At 58.7% G+C, this 21,229-nt stretch carries 16 protein-coding genes; 8 read left to right on the plus strand and 8 right to left on the minus strand.

Going from position 1 to position 21,229, the window contains the following annotated elements; all coding sequences use genetic code 11:
- Positions 1-24: 24 nt before the first annotated feature.
- The 3 genes from hslU (at position 25) to AAE514_RS10545 (ending at position 2,963) form a co-directional block, all read left to right on the plus strand.
- Complete coding sequence (gene hslU / locus AAE514_RS10535) at positions 25-1,344, plus strand: ATP-dependent protease ATPase subunit HslU (RefSeq protein ID WP_347331497.1); 1,320 nt, start codon at positions 25-27, stop codon at positions 1,342-1,344.
- 168 nt (positions 1,345-1,512) lie between these two features.
- Positions 1,513-1,884, plus strand: a complete 372-nt coding sequence (locus AAE514_RS10540; protein WP_347331498.1) for a gamma-butyrobetaine hydroxylase family protein — start codon at positions 1,513-1,515, stop codon at positions 1,882-1,884.
- A 548-nt stretch (positions 1,885-2,432) separates the two neighbouring features.
- On the plus strand, positions 2,433-2,963 hold the full coding sequence (locus tag AAE514_RS10545; protein ID WP_347331499.1) for a DUF4136 domain-containing protein: 531 nt from the start codon (positions 2,433-2,435) through the stop codon (positions 2,961-2,963).
- Between the two features lie 131 nt (positions 2,964-3,094).
- On the opposite strand, the gene msbA is transcribed toward AAE514_RS10545, so the two are convergent.
- From msbA to tfpB, 4 genes are all read right to left on the minus strand, one after another.
- Positions 3,095-4,876 (minus strand): lipid A export permease/ATP-binding protein MsbA, encoded by a 1,782-nt coding sequence (gene msbA / locus AAE514_RS10550; RefSeq protein ID WP_347331500.1) that lies wholly within the window; start codon positions 4,874-4,876, stop codon positions 3,095-3,097.
- An 82-nt stretch (positions 4,877-4,958) separates the two neighbouring features.
- Positions 4,959-5,888, minus strand: a complete 930-nt coding sequence (locus tag AAE514_RS10555) for a branched-chain amino acid transaminase (RefSeq protein WP_347331501.1) — start codon at positions 5,886-5,888, stop codon at positions 4,959-4,961.
- A 61-nt stretch (positions 5,889-5,949) separates the two neighbouring features.
- Positions 5,950-8,892 (minus strand): bifunctional [glutamate--ammonia ligase]-adenylyl-L-tyrosine phosphorylase/[glutamate--ammonia-ligase] adenylyltransferase, encoded by a 2,943-nt coding sequence (gene glnE, locus AAE514_RS10560; protein ID WP_347331502.1) that lies wholly within the window; start codon positions 8,890-8,892, stop codon positions 5,950-5,952.
- Positions 8,893-9,155: 263 nt separating this feature from the next.
- A complete protein-coding gene (gene tfpB, locus AAE514_RS10565; protein WP_347331503.1) occupies positions 9,156-10,934 on the minus strand; it encodes a type IV pilus assembly ATPase TfpB in 1,779 nt (592 codons plus the stop codon).
- Positions 10,935-11,141: 207 nt separating this feature from the next.
- Here tfpB and AAE514_RS10570 point away from each other — a divergent pair, with 207 nt between their 5' ends.
- The 5 genes from AAE514_RS10570 (at position 11,142) to ilvD (ending at position 18,062) form a co-directional block, all read left to right on the plus strand.
- On the plus strand, positions 11,142-11,822 hold the full coding sequence (locus tag AAE514_RS10570; RefSeq protein ID WP_347331504.1) for a TIGR00153 family protein: 681 nt from the start codon (positions 11,142-11,144) through the stop codon (positions 11,820-11,822).
- A 24-nt stretch (positions 11,823-11,846) separates the two neighbouring features.
- Positions 11,847-13,121 carry an inorganic phosphate transporter gene (locus tag AAE514_RS10575; RefSeq protein WP_347331505.1) on the plus strand — a complete coding sequence of 425 codons (1,275 nt, stop codon included), beginning with the start codon at positions 11,847-11,849 and terminating at the stop codon, positions 13,119-13,121.
- A gap of 122 nt (positions 13,122-13,243) precedes the next feature.
- Positions 13,244-14,413 carry an acetylornithine deacetylase gene (argE, locus tag AAE514_RS10580; protein ID WP_347331506.1) on the plus strand — a complete coding sequence of 390 codons (1,170 nt, stop codon included), beginning with the start codon at positions 13,244-13,246 and terminating at the stop codon, positions 14,411-14,413.
- A gap of 4 nt (positions 14,414-14,417) precedes the next feature.
- Positions 14,418-15,731: an amino-acid N-acetyltransferase gene (argA, locus tag AAE514_RS10585; RefSeq protein WP_347331507.1), complete on the plus strand. Its 1,314-nt coding sequence runs from the start codon at positions 14,418-14,420 to the stop codon at positions 15,729-15,731.
- 486 nt (positions 15,732-16,217) lie between these two features.
- On the plus strand, positions 16,218-18,062 hold the full coding sequence (gene ilvD, locus AAE514_RS10590) for a dihydroxy-acid dehydratase (RefSeq protein ID WP_347331508.1): 1,845 nt from the start codon (positions 16,218-16,220) through the stop codon (positions 18,060-18,062).
- A gap of 83 nt (positions 18,063-18,145) precedes the next feature.
- Here ilvD and AAE514_RS10595 read toward each other — a convergent pair whose 3' ends face one another.
- From AAE514_RS10595 to AAE514_RS10610, 4 genes are read right to left on the minus strand one after another with little or no spacing between them, the layout of a single operon-like run.
- A complete protein-coding gene (locus tag AAE514_RS10595) occupies positions 18,146-19,588 on the minus strand; it encodes a tetratricopeptide repeat protein (RefSeq protein ID WP_347331509.1) in 1,443 nt (480 codons plus the stop codon).
- A gap of 25 nt (positions 19,589-19,613) precedes the next feature.
- Entirely contained in the window at positions 19,614-20,240 is a 627-nt protein-coding gene (locus AAE514_RS10600; protein WP_347331510.1) for an energy transducer TonB, read from the minus strand.
- Positions 20,241-20,246: 6 nt separating this feature from the next.
- Positions 20,247-20,651, minus strand: coding sequence for an ExbD/TolR family protein (locus tag AAE514_RS10605; RefSeq protein WP_347331511.1), 405 nt, complete (start codon positions 20,649-20,651; stop codon positions 20,247-20,249).
- A 40-nt stretch (positions 20,652-20,691) separates the two neighbouring features.
- Entirely contained in the window at positions 20,692-21,219 is a 528-nt protein-coding gene (locus AAE514_RS10610) for a MotA/TolQ/ExbB proton channel family protein (RefSeq protein ID WP_347331512.1), read from the minus strand.
- Between the last annotated feature and the right edge of the window lie 10 nt (positions 21,220-21,229).

The following is a 21,229-nucleotide window of genomic DNA, read 5'->3' on the forward strand; positions in this document are numbered from 1 at the left end:
GCCTAAAGGACCAACGAGTTAGCTATGTCTGACATGACCCCACGGGAAATTGTCCACGAGCTGGACAAACACATCATCGGCCAGAACGAAGCCAAGCGCGCCGTGGCCATCGCCCTGCGCAACCGCTGGCGCCGCATGCAGGTGGACGAAAACCTGCGCGCGGAAATCACCCCCAAAAACATCCTGATGATCGGCCCCACCGGCGTGGGCAAAACCGAAATTGCCCGCCGCCTGGCCAAACTGGCCCACGCGCCCTTCATCAAGATTGAAGCGACCAAGTTCACCGAAGTCGGGTACGTCGGCCGCGATGTGGAGTCCATAATCCGGGATCTGGTGGACATCTCCATCAAAATGCACCGCGAACTGGCCATGAAAACCGTCCAGCACCGCGCCGCCGAAGCGGCCGAAGAACGCATTCTGGACGTACTACTGCCCCCCGCTCGCGGTGGCGATACCGAAAACACCGGCGACTCCAACACCCGCCAAATCTTCCGCAAAAAATTGCGCGAAGGCGAGCTCGATGACAAGGAAGTTGAAATCGAAGTCTCCAGCCACCCGGCGGGCGTGGAAATCATGGCACCACCCGGCATGGAAGACATGACCAGCCAGCTGCAAAACATGTTTTCTTCCCTGTCCAAGGACAAAAAGAAAGCCACCAAAATGACCGTCAAGCAGGCCTTCAAACAACTTCAGGACGAAGAAGCCGCCGGCCTAATCAACGAGGAAGAAGTCAAAGCCGAGGCCATCAAAGCCGCCGAGCAAAACGGCATTGTCTTCCTCGACGAAATCGACAAAGTCGCCAAAAAAGGCGAAACCGGCGGCGCCGACGTCTCCCGCGAAGGCGTGCAGCGCGACCTGCTGCCCCTGATCGAAGGCTGTACCGTGAGCACCAAACACGGGATGATCAAAACCGACCACATCCTGTTCATCTCCTCCGGCGCCTTTCACCTGAGCAAGCCCTCAGACCTAATTCCGGAACTACAGGGCCGCCTGCCCATCCGAGTCGAACTGAGCGCCCTGACCCCGGACGACTTCGAACGCATCCTGACCGAACCCAGCGCCTCACTGACCGAACAGCACCAAGCGCTGCTCAAGACCGAAGGCGTCGAAGTCATGTTCAAACCCGACGGCATCCGTCGGCTTGCGGAAACCGCCTTTGAAGTGAACGAAAGCACCGAAAACATCGGCGCTCGCCGTCTGCACACCCTACTGGAACGCCTGCTGGAAGACGTCTCCTTTGACGCCGGCAGCAAGCAGACCAACGTGGAAGTGGATGCGGCTTATGTTGAAGAGCACCTGGGTGAGCTGGCGAAGGATGAAGATCTGAGCCGGTATATTCTGTAGTAAGCTTTCAGCACACACCTAAACAGGATCGGTTTGCGGTGTACTGTTGCAAGACCGTGAGCCGAGGGACTCGCGCTCTCGAGCTACAGGGATGTACTTGCAGCGTGTCTTGCAACAGTACACCGCAAACCGAACCGGCTCTAGTGGCACCCACTCAAGGAGTCCACCATGGTCCCCGACAAGATACTGCTCCACAAAAAATCCCGCCAGCTTGAGCTGACCTACGGTGACCAGAGCTATCGCCTGGACGCAGAGTACCTGCGCGTAGTCTCCCCCAGCGCCGAAGTCCGCGGCCACGGCTCAGACTCCGGCACCCTCCCCTCCGGCAAACGCTACGTCTCCATCGACCACATCGAAGCCGCCGGCAACTACGCCCTCAAACTCCTATTTGATGACGGCCACGACTCGGGCATCTACACTTGGGATTATTTACACGATTTGTGTGTCAATGAAGATAAGCATTGGCAGGAGTATCTTGACGCTCTGCACGAGCAAGGCAAATCGCGGGATCCGGATACGCAGGTTGTTCGGTTGATGTGAGCTTTTTGAGTGGCTTTAGGGTCCGGTGTCTGTGGGAGCATACCCTTCATAGACCCGCCGTAAATACATCCCTGTAGGCTTCTCATCGGCATCCATGCCGCGGCTTTGGCTCCTGCGTCGCTCTAGCACCTACATCCATGTAGGCGTCAGAGAGTCTATGAAGGGTATGCTCCCACAGACACCTCAGTGCCAAGATCGACTGTAGGGCGAATAAGGCGAAGCCGCATCCGCCATAAACATAGGGGCCGTCATCCACCTAAATGCACGTTCGGGAATGGCGGATGCGCTTACAGCTTATCCGCCCTACGGCTATTTGGTAGGTGGCGCTTCGCTTACCGTACCCTACGCCCAAATACACCGAAGCCTTTCTGTGGCACTTAGGCGGATGCGGGTAACACCCATTGGAGACTCTCTGAGGCATGGATGCCGATGAGAAGCCCCCATGGATGGGTTCACGGCGGGTCTCCAATGGGTGTTACCCGTAGCCGCCGGAGTTTCAGATACTTCTCAATTCTCCGATAACTAGGGTTTTACTAATGAGACACATATTGAAATATATAACCGCATTTGGAGCCCTTGTACTTATCACAGCCTGCGCCGGTCCCAATATTGAGCAGGATTACAAACCCGGAACCAAATTTGATCCCGGGTGGACCTACTACGAATTCCGAGGTGGCAGTTCACAGATTGAAGGCGTCGACTACCGGCGGCTCGAAACCATTGCCCAAGACATACTCGCCAGCCAAGGCTACCAACTCGCCCCCGAGGCCCCCCAGCTCTACATCGACATCACCGGCTCCACCCGCCTCGCCACCGGCGGAGGAAAATCCCTCGGCCTCTCCATCGGCCTGCCCGTGGGGAGCCACGGCAGCATCGGAGTCGGGGGTAGCAAAAACCTCGACGGCGAAGGCCGACGGGAAGGCGTGATAGTCGTCGATATTACCAACGCCCAAACCAACGAACTGATTTGGCGCGGTAGCGCCAGCGGGATTGCGTTGAAGGACTTTGAATTAGCGCGGGAGGCGCAGTTGAGGGAGGTTATGCGGAAGTTGTTGGAGCAGTTTCCGCCGGAAGAGTGATTGCAGGAAGGTATAAAATGAAACATTCCCTGCGGTAAGCGCAGGCCCTTTGTCATTCGCATTTACCATAAACGGTGGGAGCGCTTCGCTTACCGCACCCTACACCTCCCCAAGCGAATGAGACCGACGTTTTAGCCCTCGTCGCGGAACTGCATGGAGTGCAGGCGGGCGTATTGGCCGCCGGAGGCGAGGAGTTCTTTGTGGCTGCCGACTTCTAGAACCCTGCCTTCGCCCATCACCACAATGCGGTCCGCCCGCTCGATGGTGGAGAGCCGGTGGGCGATCACAAAGGTGGTACGGTTTTTCATGACCTCTTCCAGCGCCGCTTGAATGTGACGTTCGGACTCGGTGTCCAGGGCCGAGGTGGCCTCGTCCAGAATCAGAATGGGCGCGTTTTTCAAGATGGCTCGAGCAATGGCCAAGCGCTGGCGCTGGCCGCCGGATAGGCGGGTGCCGCTTTCTCCGATCAAAGTGTCATACCCCTGGGGCAACTGCTCGATAAACTCGTGGGCGTGGGCCGCTTTGGCCGCTTCGCGCACTTTCTCCGGGTCGGTATCCGAAAGAGCGCCGTAGGCAATATTGCCGGCAACGGAGTCGTTGAACAGCACCACGCTTTGGTTCACTAGCGCGACTTGCTGGCGCAGGTTATCCAGGCGGTAGCGCTCCAGCGGTTCACCGTCGAGCAGGATGCGACCGGCGCCGGGGTCGTAAAAGCGAGTCAACAGGCTTACCAAGGTCGACTTGCCGCTGCCCGAGCGCCCGACCAACGCAATGACTTCACCGGGCTTTACTTCCAGGTTAATGTCATTGAGTACCCAGTCATCGCCCTCATCGTAGCTAAAGTAGACCTGCTCGAAGGATACGCCTCCCTGGGCCCGGTCGACGCGTAGAGTGCCGTTATCCCGTTCGGGCGGTTCGTCCAATAGCTGGAAAATGCTGTCTGCCGCGGCCACCCCCTTTTGAATGGTGGGCACCACTTCACTCAATTGCCGCAGCGGCTTGAGCACCATGCCCGCGGCGATGAAATAGGCCACAAAGGCGCCGGGGTCGTCCAACTCCATAATGGTCAGGGCCACGAACAACAACAGCCCCATGGACAAAGCCACCAACATTTGCAGGATGGGCGTGTTCAGCGAAGAGGTGAACACGATTTTCATGTTTTGCAGGTAATTTCGCCAGCTGGCCTGATTGAAGCGGCGTTTCTCGTAGGGCTCGCCGCCGAAGCTGCGCATGACGCGGTAGCCGTGAATCATCTCGGAGGACACCTGGGTGATGTCCCCCATACTGTGTTGCACTTGGGCGCTCAGCCGGCGCAGGCGTTTGCCCACGTAACCCACCAGGGCGCCAATCACTGGAGCCACCATCAGCAGTAGCAAAGTCAGCAGCCAGTCTTTGTAGAACAGGTAACTCAGCAATGCCAATACCGTGGCGCCTTCGCGAATCAGGGTTTTCAGCGCATCGGTGGCGGCGGTGGTAACGCCGTTGACGTTATAGGTAATCACCGACATCAAATGCCCGGAGCTGTGCCGGTCAAAGTACTGCCCGGGCAGGTGGGCCATGTGATCAAACAGGCTGACCCGCAGCGTGTGCACGATGCGAAACGATACCTGGGAGATGAAGTAGTTGCCTAGAAAGGCGCCGGCGCTGCGCACCAGCACAATGCCCATAATGATGAGGGCGGGTAAATACGCTGGACCACGATCCTCGGCGCCGATGAAGTCCAGCAGGTATTCCATGAACTGAGCCATGGCCGGCTGAGAGGCGGAGTAGACCACAAAGCCGACCACACTGATGGCGAACAGCCCCCAGTAGGGTTTGATGTAGGCGAGCAGCCTCAGGTAGACCTTAAGAGAAGCGGTATCGGTCTGCCGCAGGCTGTCATCCGGTGAGGGCGGCGTGCCTCTATCGCTCATGGTGTGCGGGGTCCTCCGAGGGCGTGCCGCCCCTCAGGGGGCACGCACTTTGGTTCAGTTCCAACAAATGGGCGCGAACGGTTCAGTCCGCCACCGGCGCCAGCCAGTCGCCATGGGTAGGCAGCTTGCCCTTGACCGCATCGAAATACATGGACTGCAGCTGGGTGGTGATGGGCCCACGATGACCTTCACCAATCACCCGACCGTCCAGCTCGCGAATAGGCAGCACTTCCGCGGCGGTGCCGGTAAAAAATGCCTCGTCGGCAATGTAGACCTCGTCGCGGGTAATCCGTTTCTCCCGAACTTCATAGCCCGCATCCGCCGCCAGCTTGAACAGGGTGTCGCGGGTAATACCGTCCAGGCAGGAGGTCAGCTCGGGCGTATACAGAATGCCTTCGCGCACGATGAAGATATTCTCACCGCTGCCTTCAGCCACATAGCCTTCGTTATCCAGCAATAGCGCTTCTTCACAACCGCTGTCCAACGCCTCACGCAGCGCCAACATGGAGTTAATGTAGTGGCCGTTGGCCTTGGCCTTACACATGGAAATATTCACATGGTGGCGAGTGTAGCTGGAGGTGCGCACTTTAATGCCCAGGTCCCGAGCCTCCGGCGACATGTAGGACGGCCAGTGCCAAGCGGCGACCATGACATGCACTTTGAGGTTGTCGGCGCGCAAGCCCATGCCCTCGGAGCCGAGGAATGCCATGGGCCGCAGGTAACTTTCCTGAAGATTGTTTTCCCGAACGACGAGCTTCTGAGCGGCCAGCAGCTCGTCTTTGCTGTAGGGCAGGTCCATCCGCATAATATGAGCGGAGCGGAACAGCCGGTCCGTGTGTTCTTTCAGGCGAAAAATACAGGTGCCCCGGTCACCGCTTTCATAGGCGCGAACGCCTTCGAAGACACCCATGCCATAGTGCAGGGTGTGGGTCAGTACGTGGACCTTGGCATCCCGCCAGGGCACCAGTTCGCCATCCAGCCAAATAACGCCGTCGCGATCGGCAAATGACATAGCCAACTCCTAAAAAAGCTGAAAATCAGTGGGGGCTGTGGTCGGCGTTCAAGGCGCCCGATCAGTGATGGGATTCCAGCAGATGCCGCCACAGGCCAGTTACTCGGCGCCGCTCCTCCGCAAAGGGCTCGCCGTCCTCCAAGACTGCCTCCTGGCGCTGTAGCGCGAGGCGGTGGCCGGTGGACCGATAGACCTTGTAGGCGTCGATCAACTGGGCGACGGCTTCTGCGCCCAACCGGCCGGATTGTTCCAGAGCACCGAGAATGCGGATGTTATCTGTATACTCGGTGAGCGCGGGCTCATCTTCGGCCCAGGCTAAAACCGCATATTGAACCATAAATTCAATATCGACGATACCTCCGACGTCCTGCTTAAGGTGAAATACCGCCCCGTTATCGCTCGCTGAAGGCTTGGTTCCGAGGTGTTCGCGCATTTTCTCCCGCATTTTGAGCACCTCTTCCCGCAAAGCGTCGGCATCCCGGTGCTGGCAAAGAATATCCCGCCGCACCCGTTCAAAGCCTTCTGCCAGGGTTTGATCACCGGCCACGACGCGGGCACGCACCAAGGCCTGGTGCTCCCAGGTCCAGGCGTCGTTGCGCTGGTACTTCTCGAAGGCGCCCAGCGAGTTCACCAACATGCCGGCTTCGCCATTGGGGCGCAGCCGCATATCGATCTCGTACAGGGTGCCCGAGGGCATGCGGGTATTCAGAATGTGGATGATGCGCTGCCCCAAACGGGTGTAAAAGAGGTTGTTCTCCAGCGGCTTTTCCCCATCGGTCTTGCCCTCGGGGTCACCGTTGTGGACGAACACCAAGTCCAGGTCCGACCCATGGGAGAGCTCAATGCCCCCAAGCTTGCCGTAGCCGACAATAACGAAATTGGGCGCGGCCTCCGGCTCGCCGTTGGCGTCACTGGGCCGGCCGTGGCGGAGCACCAATTGCTCCCAAGCCAATTGCAGCACGTGCTCGAGGATGACTTCCGCAATATAAGTCAGATAGTCGCTGACTTTCATCAGCGGCAGCGCGCCAGTGACTTCGCTCGCCGCCACCCGCAAGGCATGGGCGGAGCGGAAGTAGCGCAGGGTGTCCATATGGCCTTCCAGGTCGTCCCAGGCCAGGCGCAACAGCTCGCGGCGCAGCTCATCGCGCAGCGCTTCTTTATCCGGCGGGGCGTAGAGGCTCTCCGGCGTGAGCAGCTCATCGAGCAGCGCCGGAAAGCGGGCCAGCTCATCGGCGATCCAAGGACTGGCCGCGCATAGACGCACCAGTTGCTGAAGGGCGACGGGGTTTTCCACCAACAGCACCAGGTAGGCACTGCGGCGTACTACCGAGACCACCAGCGGTTGAATCCGGGTCAGTGTTTCCGCCACCGCGTCGCCCTCGGCCAGCATAGCGAGCAAGCGGGGCATAAAGGCATCCAAACGGTCCCGGCTGCTCGCCTGCATGGCCACCACTTGGCGATGGTTGCGCAGGTCCTTGAGCAGCGAGAGAACCCGTTCAGGCTGATCGAAACCCTTATCGGTGAGCCACTCCTGCCCCTCGTCTCCCTCTAGGCTTCCCTCCCAAAGCGAGACCCAGGGCCGGAGGGTTTCGGCATCTTCTCCCTGCTCCACATCCGGATCGGCAATCACGTCCTGGAACTCCTGATTGACGCGCTCGCGATAACCGTTCAGTGCTTTCTCAAAACTCCGCCAATCGTCAAAACCCATGACCCAGGACAGGCGTAGTCGGCCTTCCTCATCCGAGGGCAGCGCCTGGGTCTGGCGGTCCTGATAGCCCTGAATGGCGTGCTCGGTGTTGCGCAGAAATTCATAGGCCTCCCGCATGGCCGTGCCGCTACCCTCGGGCAGGTAATTCTCGGCCTCAAGCAGCGGCAGCAACTCGCACACCTGCCGCTCGCGCAAGCGCGGGTCCCGCCCCCCGCGAATCAGCTGGAAGACCTGCACCACAAACTCAATCTCCCGAATACCGCCTTCGCCGAGTTTTACATCCTCACTCATGCCCCGCCGCTGCACCTGCCGGCTAATCAACCCCTTCATCGCCCGCAGGGACTCAATCACGCTGAAATCGATGTACTGACGATAGGTAAACGGCTTGAGCAGCTCCATCAATTCCGCCGATACCGCCCGAGCCCGATGTCCACTGGCCGCCACCGGCCGCGCCTTGATCATCGCGTAACGCTCCCAATCCCGGCCCTGACTCTGGTAATACTCCTCCATGGCATCAAAATTGGAGACCAAAGCCCCACTCTGCCCGTAGGGGCGAAGACGCATATCCACCCGAAACACAAACCCCTCGGCACTGGGCGCATCCAGGCTCTTAATCAACCGCTGTCCCAGCCGGGCGAAAAACTCCTGATTGTCCAACGAGCGATCCCCGCCCTCGGTCTGGCCCGCCTCCGGATAGGCAAAAATCAGATCGATATCCGAAGACACATTCAACTCACGCGCGCCCAGCTTACCCATCCCGAGCACAATGAGCGCCTGCTCCTCACCACTTTCCTTGCCTTTGGGCACCCCCCAACGGGGCTTCATTCGCTCGAAATGCCAATCCAGCGTGACCTGAATCGCCGCCTCCGCAAAACGCGACAGCTCATCGGTGATCTCCCGCATCGGCGCCAAACGGTTCAAATCCCGCCAGATAATCCGCACCATCGCCCGGTGACGCTCCCGGCGAAGCGTTTTATCCAGCGCCGCATCGTCCTCACACGCCTGAACCGCCTCCACCAACTCCGGAAACGACCCATCCGCCAGCGGCTCAAACAACGCCCCCGACTCCACCAACTCCAACAACAGCTGCGGCCGGGTGGTGCAGGTTTTCGCCACATACTCACTGGCCGCGAAGACGCGGTTGATCTGCCGCTTAAAGTCCTCTTTGGGCACAGAACTCGGCAGCACGGATTCCGGGGAGCTCAACTCCCGACGTTCCAGGCTTTGTTCGAAATCCTCGAAGCGTTTGCGGGTGGCTTCTTGGAGTTGGGTGGGGATTTGGGTTTTGTTGAACATTGGTGCTCTCTTTTAAATTTGGGCTTTGGGTGTTGATGTTATTGAAGTGCTTGGTTGAACCCTTTTGGTAGGTGGCGGCTACCGCCTTACCTACCCTACAGGACCGAAGGTGAATGTGGCACTGAGGTCGGGGGCTGGGCATACCGTTTTAAAACTCTCTGAGGCATGGATGCCGATGAGAAGCCTACACGGATGTATTCACGGCGGGTTTTAAAACGGTATGCCCTGCCCCTGACCGGTAGCTACCAACACCCTCCAAAAAGCTAGCGTTCTTTTTCGGGTGGTGGGGCGACGCGCATGACTTCTTCCACCGTGGTCAAACCGGCGGCCACCTTCTGGGCGCCCGACAGCCGGAGCGTACGCATTCCCTCGCGCATCGCCTGCTTGCGCAACTCCCCCAGACTCGCATCCGGCCCAATCCGATCCTTCACCGACTCGGTCAACAACAAAATCTCATACAACCCCTGACGCCCCAAATACCCCGTATTGCGGCACTCCAGACAACCCACCGGCCGATACACCTTCTGCGGCACCGCCACCTTCCACGGCACCACCAACTGCTGCCAATCCTCCGAACTGATCTGCCCCTCCTCCTTACAGTGCGGACACAACGTCCGCACCAACCGCTGCGCCATCACCCCGAGCAACGTCGCGTTAATCAAGTAAGGCGGAATCCCCAGATCCAACAACCGCGCCACCGTCGCCGGCGCATCATTCGTATGCACCGTCGACAGCACCAAATGGCCCGTCAGCGCCGCCTGCACCGCCATCTGCGCGGTTTCCAGATCGCGGATCTCCCCCACCATAATAATGTCCGGGTCCTGACGCATCAGCGTGCGAATGCCGGCGGCGAAATCCAACCCAATCTTGTGATGGACCTGAGTCTGATTGAAATGCTCTTCCACCATTTCAATCGGGTCTTCAATCGTGCTGACATTCACCTCCTCCGTGGCAATCTGACGCAGCGAGGAATACAGCGTCGTCGTCTTGCCCGACCCCGTTGGCCCGGTCACCAGCACGATACCGTTGGGACGTGTCAGCATGCCACGCCAGCGGTGGTAATCATCCCCCACCAGCCCCAAATCCGCAAAACTGCGCAGCAGCACATCCGGATCGAAAATCCGCAACACCATCTTCTCGCCAAAGGCCGTGGGGAGGGTCGACAGGCGCAACTCCACCTCACTGTCGTCGTTGCGCCGGGTCTTGATGCGGCCATCCTGTGGCTTGCGCTTCTCCGCGATGTTCATCCGAGCGAGCACCTTAAAACGGCTGGTCACGGCGTTGGCCACATTGGCGGGCAACTCATAAACCGGGTGCAACACGCCATCAATACGGAAACGAACCCGCCCTACATCGCGCCGGGGCTCAATGTGAATATCACTGGCACGCTGGTCGTAGGCGTATTGCAGCAGCCAGTCAACGATTTTGACCACGTGCTGGTCATTGGCTTCCGGGTCCTCGCTGAAGCTGCCCAAGTCCACCAGCTGCTCAAAGTTCCCCACGCCGCTGGCCCCCGGGCCACCGCTGGCTCGGTTGACCGAACGGGCCAGCGTGTAAAATTCCACCATGTGCCGGTCGATGTCGGCGGGGTTGGCGAACACTCGCTTAACGCCTCGGCGAGCGACATGCTCTAACTGGGGCTCCCACCCGGTGATAAAGGGCTGGGTACAGGCAACCACCACATGCTCCGGGGTCACCTCCACACAAAGAATGCCGTGGCGTTTGGCGAAAGCGTAGGACATGATGTCCGTCACTTTGGGCACATCAATCTTCAGTGGGTCAATGTGATAAACCGGCAGCTCGGCCTTTTCCGCCAGCCAAGCGGTCAGGGCCTCTCCTTCAAGCACTTTGCCCGGCCGCGCCCGATCCTCCAGTCCCAAACTGGCTATATAGGCCAGGGGGTGCATCATGGCCTGCTCACGGGTGCGCGCCGAGCCCAGCACCGAGTTGGCGTCCTCCTGGCCCAGGCGACCGTCGCTCACCAGGTCATCAACCAGGCGACGCAAATCGAGACTATGCTGGGCAATGGCGGTGGCGGACATGACGTATTTCCCGTTCGGTGAGCGATAACCGTTCGATTGTAGCGTGTCTTGGCGGGTGACAACACCGGGCGGCGCTCCCGCAGCGGGGCAACCCCCAAGCAAGAGGCGAATTTCGGGGATTGCGTCATAAAAATGTCAAAATCAAGGGTGACCTGGGCGGGATAAGTTTTTATACTGCCCGCACTTTCGCAAGGGGGATATTCCTTTATGGCTCTTAACAACCCTTTCTCCAACCTATTCGGGCGCTCTCCGATCAAGCCTATGCAAGAGCATATGGCGGTGGCAATCCAGGCCACCGGCGAGCTGCAGCGCTTTTTTGAATCGGTCATCGCCGACGACTGGGAGCAGGTAGAAAGCGTCCAGCAACGCATTACCGAGCTCGAGCGCGAGGCGGATGCCCTGAAAAAGCAACTGCGCTTGCACCTGCCCAAAAGCCTGTTCCTTCCCGTGCCCCGCACCGACCTGCTGGAACTGCTGAGCATGCAGGACCGGATTGCCAACAAGGCCAAGGATATTGCCGGCATCATGCTGGGCCGCAAAATGACCATCCCGGCCAGCATGCAGCAAATGACGCTTGAGTACGTCGGCGCCGCAGTCAAGGCCGCCGAGCAGGCGCTCACCGCCATCAACGAGCTGGACGAGCTTCTGGAAACCGGCTTTAGCGGTCGGGAACTGGGCATCGTCGAAAACATGATTCAGGAGCTGGACGCACTTGAGCGCAAAACCGACAAGCTGGAAGTGGAAATGCGCGCAACGCTGTTTAGCCTGGAGGCCGACCTGCCTCCGGTCGATGTGATGTTTCTCTACAAGGTCATCGACTGGATCGGTGACCTCGCCAACCGCGCTCAAGATGTCGGCGGCCGTCTCGAACTGCTGCTCGCGCGTTAATCCAAATAAGATTGGGGTAAACTCATGACCGTGATCGCTGAATACGGCCAGACTCTGTTAATCCTCGCCTGTATTTTTGGCCTCTTTATGGCCTGGGGCGTTGGCGCCAATGACGTCGCCAACGCCATGGGTACCTCGGTGGGCTCTCGGGCCCTGACAATCAAGCAGGCCATTCTCGTGGCCATGGTGTTCGAATTTCTGGGTGCCTATCTCGCCGGCGGCGAAGTGACCTCCACGATCCGAAAGGGCATTGTAGATTCGGGGGTTATGGCGGAAAACCCGGACTTACTGGTCTTCGGCATGCTCTCCGCTCTGCTGGCGGCCGGCACCTGGCTTTTGATCGCCAGCATTCTGGGCTGGCCGGTCTCCACCACCCATTCCATTGTGGGCGCCATTGTCGGCTTCGCGGCCGTAGGCATATCCGTGGACGTGGTGTCGTGGGACAAGGTAGGCGCCATTATCGCCAGTTGGGTGGTCTCTCCCGTTCTGGCCGGCACCATATCGTTCTGGCTATTCCGCTCGGTACAGAAGCTCATCCTCAATACCGAAGATCCCTTCATCAATGCCAAACGCTATATTCCCCTGTACATGTTTGCCGTGGGCTTTTTAATCTCCATGGTCACCCTGCTTAAGGGGCTTAAATACGTTCTGAAAGACGCCGCCTTCCATCCCAACTTTTTCGAAAGCGCATTGATCTCCGCCGCCATCGGTATCGTTGTGGCATTGATCGGCATACAAATGATGCGCAACGTTAAACAGGATGAAGCGGCCGACTCGGTTAACCGCTTTACCAGCGTGGAGCGAGTATTCGGCATACTGATGATCTTTACCGCTTGCGCCATGGCCTTCGCCCACGGCTCCAACGATGTGGCCAACGCCGTCGGCCCTCTGGCCGCGGTCGTCAGTGTCGTTAGCACTCAGTCGGTCAGCGCGGAAGCCGCCGTACCGGCCTGGGTGTTGCTAATCGGGGCGGCGGGCATCGTCATCGGCTTGGCGACCTATGGCTGGAAAGTCATTGCCACCATCGGCAGCAAAATCACCGAACTGACTCCGAGCCGCGGCTTCGCCGCCGAACTGGGCGCGGCAGGCACGGTGGTGTTAGCCTCCGGCACCGGCTTGCCGGTATCCACGACCCAAACGTTGGTGGGCGCTGTTCTCGGGGTGGGCCTTGCCCGCGGTATTGGCGCGCTGAACCTGCGGGTGATCGGCACCATCTTTATGTCGTGGATTATTACCCTGCCCGCCGGGGCCGGCTTGGCGATTCTGTTTTTCTTCTTCTTCAAAGGCGTGTTTGGGTAAACTCCCACACGAACGCCGGATAGCGGCGGATTCATGCTCCTAAGCGTTGGAGCGATCCGCCCTACCTCATATCCCACCTCTGTATTACACTTCCGGTACACTTCTTCCAAACTCGGCCGTGTATGACTTTTGATCTCAAACGCTATAAAGACCAACTCAGCCAGTTGGTCGCTCAACCCTCGGTCAGTTGCGCCGCGCCCGATTGGGATATGGGCAACAAACCGGTGCTGGACCTGCTCGCCACCTGGCTGGAAGAGCGCGGATTCAGCGCCGAAATTCTTCCGGTGCCCGAAAAGCCCAACAAGTTCAACCTGATTGCGACCAAAGGCTCAGGCTCGGGCGGCTTGGTGCTGTCCGGGCACAGCGATACCGTCCCCTATGATGACAACCGCTGGCAGAGCGACCCTTTCGAGCTAACCGAGCGGGATGGCAAGCTGTACGGCCTAGGGGCCACCGACATGAAGGGCTTCTTCCCCACCGTGCTGGCCGCCATTGACGCCCTGGCCGATCGGCCCCTTAAGGAGCCCCTCATCGTGCTGGCCACCGCCGATGAGGAAAGCAGCATGAGCGGCGCCCGGGCCCTGGCTGAACAAGGTCAGCCCCAGGCGCGCTACGCCGTGATCGGCGAACCCACGGAGCTGCGCCCGGTGCGCATGCACAAGGGCATCATGATGGAGTCGATCCGGGTGCACGGCTCAAGCGGCCACTCCTCCAACCCGGCGTTGGGGCACAATGCGCTGGAAGCAATGCACTCGGTCATGGGCGAGTTGTTGAAATTCCGGGGGGAGCTTCAGCAGCGCTATCGCAACCCAGGGTTCGCGGTAGACCTGCCCACCATGAACCTGGGCTGTATTCATGGGGGAGATAACCCCAACCGGATCTGCGCCGAATGCGAACTGCACTTTGACCTGCGCGCCCTCCCGGGCATGGACAACGATGAGCTGCGTAGTGCCATCGACCGGCGCCTGCGACCCATCGCCGAGCGCAGTGGTACCGATATCGTCCTCTCTGAGCTCTTCGCGGGCGTCGAGCCCTTCGAGGAGCCGGAAACCTCCGATCTGGTTCGTACTTGCGAGCGCCTGACCGGGCAGAGCGCCGAGGCGGTGGCATTCGCCACCGAGGCCCCGTTCCTGCAATCGCTCGGCATGCAGACGCTCGTGCTCGGTCCCGGCTCCATCAATCAGGCCCATCAGCCAGACGAATTTATCGATATTGGGCAGTTGGCCCCCTCGGTGGATATACTGTCCGGACTGATTGAGCAACTGTGTATCAACCCAGATTCGAAAGGATAAACATTTGAGCGGCTCGACCCACGACTACGTAAAATGGTTCAGGCACTCCTCCCCCTATATCAACGCCCACCGGGGCAAGACCTTTGTGTTGATGTTACCCGGGGAGGCCCTGGTGCACGCCAATTACGGCAACATCATCTACGACATCGCCCTGCTCAGTAGCCTGGGCGTGCGGCTGGTGGTGGTCCATGGGGCACGACCGCAAATCGATGCCCGCTTGGATGAGGCTGGCATCAAGAGTCAGTTTCACCGCAACCTGCGAGTGACCGACGCCATCAATTTGGAGAAAGTAACCCAGGCCATCGGTCAGGCCCGTATCCAGATGGAAGCGGCGCTCTCCACCGGGGTGCCCAACTCCCCCATGCACGGCTCGCGGATGCAAGTGCTTAGCGGCAATTTTGTGGTCGCCATGCCCCACGGCGTTCTGGACGGAATCGACCTGCAGCACACCGGCAAGGTCCGCCGGGTGAACACCCGTTCGCTGAGTGCAGCGCTCGACTCCGGCGCCATTGCCTTGCTATCGCCCCTGGGGTATTCCACCACGGGGGAGGCGTTCAACTTGTCTTACAGTGACATCGCCACCCACGTGGCCACCGCCCTGAAGGCCGACAAGCTGCTGGCTTTCATCGAGGCGGACGGGGTGCCGGACAGTACCGGCGCTTTAATTCGCCAGTTGGCACTACAGGAGTGCCGCGACTTTCTCCAGAACGAAGGCGAGCGGGTCGGCGGCGATCTGAGCCAGGCCCTGAACGCCTGTTACCTTTCCTGCCTACAGGGCGTGCCACGAGCCCAGTTGGTCAGTTATGCCACCGACGGGGCTTTGCTGAGCGAGCTGTTTACTCGGGACGGTATGGGCACCATGGTGCACTCGGACAGTTATGAGCAGTTGCGCCAGGCCACCATTGATGATGTCGGGGGTATTTTGGAGCTTATCGCTCCGCTGGAAAATGAGGGCACGCTGGTGCGGCGCTCACGCGAGCTACTGGAAACGGAAATCGGGCATTTTCAGGTGCTGGAGAAGGATGGGACCATTATTGCTTGCGCGGCGATTTATCCTTTCGGGGAAACGGCTGAGTTGGCTTGCGTGGTGACGCATCCGGATTACCGCAAAGGAGGTCGGGCTGCGACGCTGATGGGTCAGATGGAAAGGATCGCCCGGCGCCAGGGGGTGAAGCAGTTGTTTTTGCTCACGACGCAAACGGCGCATTGGTTTATCGAGCAGGGGTTTGTGCAGGCGCAGATCAGCGATTTACCGGTGGCGAAGCAGCGGCTGTATAACTATCAGCGCAATTCCAAGATTTTTATTAAGAACCTGTAGAGGTTTGCTTCACGCCCGGTCGTATGCGGGGTCTACCAGTTCAAGACACGCCGTAAACCCATCCATGGGGGCTCGAATCGCGAGTCCCTCGCTCCACGGTCTTGAACTGGTAGACCCCGCACACGACCTCATTGCCAATAGCTGACTCTTCAAGATCCCCGCTTAGGGCACGGTAAGCCGAAGGCGCACCTGCCAAAATAAGGTGAGAGAGGCACTGAGGCCCGGAGTGGGGTGCACTGTTCCCGGACCGTGGAGCGCGGGATTCGCGATTCGAGCCTACAGGGGCCGCTCTATGGCATCCATGCCATCGCGGCATTAGTGAATCCCTTCACGTCATGTATTCACGGCGTGTCCGGGAACAGTGCGCCCCACTTCGGGCCGGACGTGATACACCCACCTTACTAAACCAGGCCGGCCTAGACACCTCATAAAAGGTTTTCTGCTATTATTGGCGGCTTTTCGAACGTCGCCAAATAGAGAAAGACCATGCCCGTTTATCGCTCCAAGACTACCACCGCCGGCCGGAACATGGCCGGGGCTCGCGCCCTGTGGCGCGCCACCGGGATGAAAGACGAAGACTTTCACAAACCCATTATCGCCGTCGCCAACTCCTTTACCCAATTCGTGCCCGGTCATGTCCACCTCAAAGACATGGGCCAACTGGTCGCCCGGGAAATTGAAAAAGCCGGTGGCGTCGCCAAAGAATTCAACACCATCGCCGTGGATGACGGCATCGCCATGGGCCACGACGGCATGCTCTACAGCCTGCCCTCCCGCGATATTATCGCCGACTCCGTGGAATACATGGTCAACGCCCACTGTGCCGATGCCCTGGTGTGCATCTCTAACTGCGACAAAATCACCCCGGGGATGCTGATGGCCGCCATGCGCCTGAACATCCCCGTCGTCTTTGTCTCCGGTGGTCCCATGGAAGCGGGCAAAACCAAGCTTGCCGAACACAACCTGGACTTGATCGATGCCATGGTCATCGCCGCCGATGACTCCGTGGACGATGAGACCGTCGCCGAATACGAGCGCTCGGCCTGCCCCACCTGTGGCTCTTGCTCGGGCATGTTTACCGCCAACTCCATGAACTGCCTGACCGAAGCCCTGGGGCTTTCCCTGCCGGGCAACGGCACCATGCTCGCCACCCACGCCGACCGCGAAGAGCTCTTCCTGGAAGCGGCACGGCGGATTGTGGACATTACCAAACGCTATTACGAGCAGGATGACGAGCGAATGCTGCCTCGTTCTATTGCCAACTTCAAAGCGTTTGAAAACGCCATGGCTCTGGATATCGCCATGGGAGGGTCCACCAATACGATACTGCACTTGCTAGCGGCGGCGCAGGAGGGCGAAATCGAGTTCAGTATGGTGGACGTCGACCGCCTCTCCCGCCAAATTCCTCAGCTGTGCAAGGTGGCGCCAAATACCCCGCAATATCATATCGAAGACGTGCATCGCGCTGGCGGGGTAATGAGCATCCTGGCAGAGCTGAACCGGGCGGGGCTCTTTCACAATGAGCTGCCTACGGTTCACAGCGATACCTTCCAAAAGGCGCTGGACCACTGGGACCTAGTTACTACAGACTCGGAAGAGGTGCGCACCTTTTTCAGAGCTGGCCCGGCGGGCATTCCCACCCAGCAGGCGTTCAGTCAGGCCACTCGCTGGCCCAGCCTCGACTCGGACCGTGCCCAGGGGTGCATTCGCTCACTGGAGCATGCTTACACCCGCGAAGGCGGCTTGGCCGTATTGAAAGGCAATATCGCGCTGGATGGCTGCGTGGTGAAAACCTCCGGGGTGGATGAAAGCTGCTGGGTGTTCGAGGGCCCGGCACGAGTGGTGGAGAGCCAGGACGATGCCGTCGCCGCTATCCTTGAGGGTGTGGTGAAAGCCGGAGAAGTCGTTATTGTCCGCTACGAAGGCCCGCGGGGCGGGCCCGGTATGCAGGAGATGCTTTACCCCACCAGTTACCTGAAGTCCAAGGGGCTCGGCCAGTCCTGCGCTCTGCTCACTGACGGCCGCTTCTCCGGCGGCACCTCGGGCCTGTCCATCGGGCATGCCTCACCGGAAGCCGCCGCCGGGGGCGCTATCGGTTTGGTTGAGACCGGAGACATCATCCGGATCGATATCCCCAACCGCTCAATCAACGTGAACCTGACCGACGCGGCGCTAAGCGAGCGTCGACAAGCCATGGAAGCTCTGGGCGAAAATGCCTGGAAGCCGAAAAAAGCACGCACCCGCCGCGTCAGTACCGCGCTTAAGGCCTATGCCAAGCTCGCCACCAGTGCCGACAAAGGCGCGGTGCGGGATCTAAGCCAATTGGATTAACAAAGAGCGGCAAGGACGCCTCGCTAAAACACACACAAAAAAGCCGGCAACAGCCGGCTTTTTTGCGAACACAAGAGAGTGAATTAGGCCGGGCCGCCTGGCAGCGACAGTCCGTCTTCCTCTTCCCACTTTTTCTTACGTTCCTGGTAGCGCTCTTCCTGGCGACGCAGTTCCTCTTCGCGCTTCTTCTCGCCTTCGGAGTATTTAATCCACTGCTTCGCCGCTTCTTCACTACGCTTATCTTTGGCAGCCTCTTTCAAAACCTCAATGGCCTTGTCGTACTGTTCCAAATTCACGTAAGCGGTCCCCATTCTCAGGTAAACCTGGTCCGGCCGGTCAATGCCTTTGTCCAGAGCTTCCTTGGCCGCGTCAACGGACTCCTCGTAGCGATCATTCAGCATATAGATGGCTGACAGGCGCGCAAACAGATCACCTTCGTCCGATTTCTCGGCGGCCTTTTCCATTTCCATCATTGCCTTTTCGGTTTCCTGGGCCAGGCTCCAGGAGTTGGCCAGAAGCTCCAGATTGCGAGCGGTGGGCTCGATAATCTCATCTTCGTAGATGCCCTTGTCCAAAACCTTGGCTGCCTTGTAGGGCACCTCGCGGTCCAGGTACAAGGAAGCCATGGAAACCAGGATGTTCTCTTTATCCAGACCACCGAGCAGGTACACTACTTCCAGGGTATGCAAGCGATCGTCGAAGCGCTCCAGTAAGCTGTACATGTCAGACAGCTGACGCCAGGTGGAGACTTTCGGATAGTGCTTAACCATCTTCTCCAATACATTGGCCGTGGCCTGATAGTCTTCCCGCTCGAAGTACAGCAAACGCTGCATGGCGAACCAGTTTTCGTCGGGAACCTTTCCTTCGGCCTCGGTCATGCTGACCGCCTTGTTCACGTGCGCCAACGCCCGATCTTCCTGCCCCATTTGATAGAACAGCAGCGAAAAGGTGTAGTACTGGTCGGCGTTGATACTGGTTACCAGGTTCGTCCAGTTTTTAAACGCTTCCAGTGCCGCATCTAAGTTCTCTTCCTGCATGTGCAGTTTGCCCAGCACCTGCCAAGTACCTGTTTCCATGCCGGTCGGAATCTGGGGAGAACGTGCCACCACTTTTTCAAACGCTTCAATGGTACGCAGCGTATTGTCTTGCTGGTAGTGCACGTTAGCCAGGAAGTTATAAATTTGGGCCTGCTCGTACGCGTTGTACTCGCTGATGTTGGACTCCATCTCCTGAAGGAGATTGAGTGCCTCACCCAGATCCGGCTCCTGACCAGAGTCTTCCTCGGGATCAATAAAGGACTGTACTTCCGACAGTTCTTCATTCAACCGCTGGCTGATACCGGGAATCCGACGGGGTTCCGGTGGCTCACTCGCGGGCCGAATCAGCTCCTGAGCCGCTGCGGTGCCCAAGGTCCAGGCCGCTTCCGGCGCGAACGCATCGGCGACGACGGTGGATACGGCGGGAGCGGTGACCAGAGCCGCGGCCAACAGGCTGCGATTCAGAGTGCCCGCAATCGTTGCTTTCACTTTATTCACTGTCTTAACCCCCAACCTAGTCATCCTGCAGCTCGAAGACGAAACGATAGCTCACACCGGCTACTTCCACCGGCTCGCCATCCACCACGCGAGGACGGAACTTAAACCGCTCCGCCGCACGAATCGCCGAGCGATTGAAGATGCTGGTTTCGTTACCCTCAGTATCCACTGCGTTAACGACTTTAACGTCACGGGTGGCCCCACTGGGGGTCACGGTAAACTGCACCGTTACAAAGCCTTCAATACCCCGGGAGGCGGCACGACGCGGGTACTCGGGAGCCACCGCGACGATCGGCATATACTCGCCGTCGCCGGAGAAGTTGCCACCGGTGCCCATGTTCATGTCCAGCCCCATACTCGGCGCCGCCATATTCAAAGCGCCAGCGTCAACGTCCGGAGACTCGAACTCCGGTTCCGGAATATCCGGGGGAGGCTCGTTCGGGTTCTCCGGCTTTTGAGGCTTGGCCGCTTCATACTGCGTCTCAATCTCCGTATCCGGCATGCGAATATCGGCGATTTTGCGGTCTTCGGGCTCATCGTCCTGACCAAGGTCGGCGTTGATCAGAGATTGCATCAAAAACAACAGGGCAACCGTTATAACGACCGACAGTGCCCCTGCAATACCTACTCTTGCAAAATTCATAGCAGCCTAGTTCTCTTCAGTGGAGACAGCGACGTTGGTAATGCCCAGTTCGCGCGCAGACTCAGTGATGGAGATGACAAATTCCATGTCCGCTCCCTGATCCGCCTGGATAACCACTGTCCCATTCGGGTTTTCGGCCTGCAAACGCTCGATCTGCGCCCGGACACCACGCTTGTCCACCTGCTTCTTATCGATCCAGATTTCGTTATTTTCATTAACGCCAATCAGAATCGCGGCTTCTTCCTTGGGATCGGCCATGGTCGCTTCAGGTCGAGTAACTTCAATCCCCGTCTCTTTAATAAATGTAGCAGTCACGATGAAGAAGATCAGCATGATGAACACCACATCGAGCATGGGCGTCAAGTCAATGGCCTGGGCTTCTTCTTCGGCTTTCTGATTGTTCCTGCTCATGGGATATCTCTTAAATACCGGTTAAAACTGGGTGTCGGCCTTAGTGATCCATCGTCAGGTGATCGGCAAACAGGTGATTTTCGCGCTCGGCAATCCGCTCCAGGTAGGTATTGGCAAACAGACCCGAAAGGGCTGCCACCATGCCTGCCATGGTTGGAATCGTCGCTTTGGCCACGCCGCCAGCCATCTGTTTGGCATCGCCGCCGCCGGTCATTGCGAGTACGTTAAACACCTCGATCATCCCAGTGACCGTGCCGAGAAGACCCAGCAACGGACACAGGCTCACCATGGTCGCGATCATATCCATGTTGGTGTTGATCTTCTCGGAAATGCGAGAAATCATTGCCTCACGGATTTGACGGGCATTCCAGGACTTGCGCTCACTGCGGCTTTCCCACTGATCCAGCGCCGCCTGGACATCGCTTTTCAGACCCCCCTTGAAGTACCAGAACCGCTCAAAGATGAGGGTCCACATCAAGAAGGTGAGGATGGCGATGAGCACTAGCACAAAGCCACCCTGATCCAAAAAGGCTTTAATGGCTGCAAACGCTTCCATTATTGCCAACATGGTTTATCTC

Origin of the sequence: Marinimicrobium locisalis (assembly GCF_039822625.1) — a bacterium.
Taxonomy (GTDB): Bacteria; Pseudomonadota; Gammaproteobacteria; order Pseudomonadales; family Cellvibrionaceae; genus Marinimicrobium; species Marinimicrobium locisalis.

Coding starts and splice junctions, on each gene's coding strand:
- AAE514_RS10600 (WP_347331510.1), bottom strand. CDS start 20,240: ATGAATTTTGCAAGAGTAGGTATTGCAGGGGCACTGTCGGTCGTTATA.
- AAE514_RS10575 (WP_347331505.1), top strand. CDS start 11,847: ATGACCGTGATCGCTGAATACGGCCAGACTCTGTTAATCCTCGCCTGT.
- hslU (WP_347331497.1), top strand. CDS start 25: ATGTCTGACATGACCCCACGGGAAATTGTCCACGAGCTGGACAAACAC.
- AAE514_RS10555 (WP_347331501.1), bottom strand. CDS start 5,888: ATGTCATTTGCCGATCGCGACGGCGTTATTTGGCTGGATGGCGAACTG.
- glnE (WP_347331502.1), bottom strand. CDS start 8,892: ATGTTCAACAAAACCCAAATCCCCACCCAACTCCAAGAAGCCACCCGC.
- tfpB (WP_347331503.1), bottom strand. CDS start 10,934: ATGTCCGCCACCGCCATTGCCCAGCATAGTCTCGATTTGCGTCGCCTG.
- ilvD (WP_347331508.1), top strand. CDS start 16,218: ATGCCCGTTTATCGCTCCAAGACTACCACCGCCGGCCGGAACATGGCC.
- msbA (WP_347331500.1), bottom strand. CDS start 4,876: ATGAGCGATAGAGGCACGCCGCCCTCACCGGATGACAGCCTGCGGCAG.
- AAE514_RS10605 (WP_347331511.1), bottom strand. CDS start 20,651: ATGAGCAGGAACAATCAGAAAGCCGAAGAAGAAGCCCAGGCCATTGAC.
- AAE514_RS10570 (WP_347331504.1), top strand. CDS start 11,142: ATGGCTCTTAACAACCCTTTCTCCAACCTATTCGGGCGCTCTCCGATC.
- argE (WP_347331506.1), top strand. CDS start 13,244: ATGACTTTTGATCTCAAACGCTATAAAGACCAACTCAGCCAGTTGGTC.
- AAE514_RS10540 (WP_347331498.1), top strand. CDS start 1,513: ATGGTCCCCGACAAGATACTGCTCCACAAAAAATCCCGCCAGCTTGAG.
- AAE514_RS10610 (WP_347331512.1), bottom strand. CDS start 21,219: ATGTTGGCAATAATGGAAGCGTTTGCAGCCATTAAAGCCTTTTTGGAT.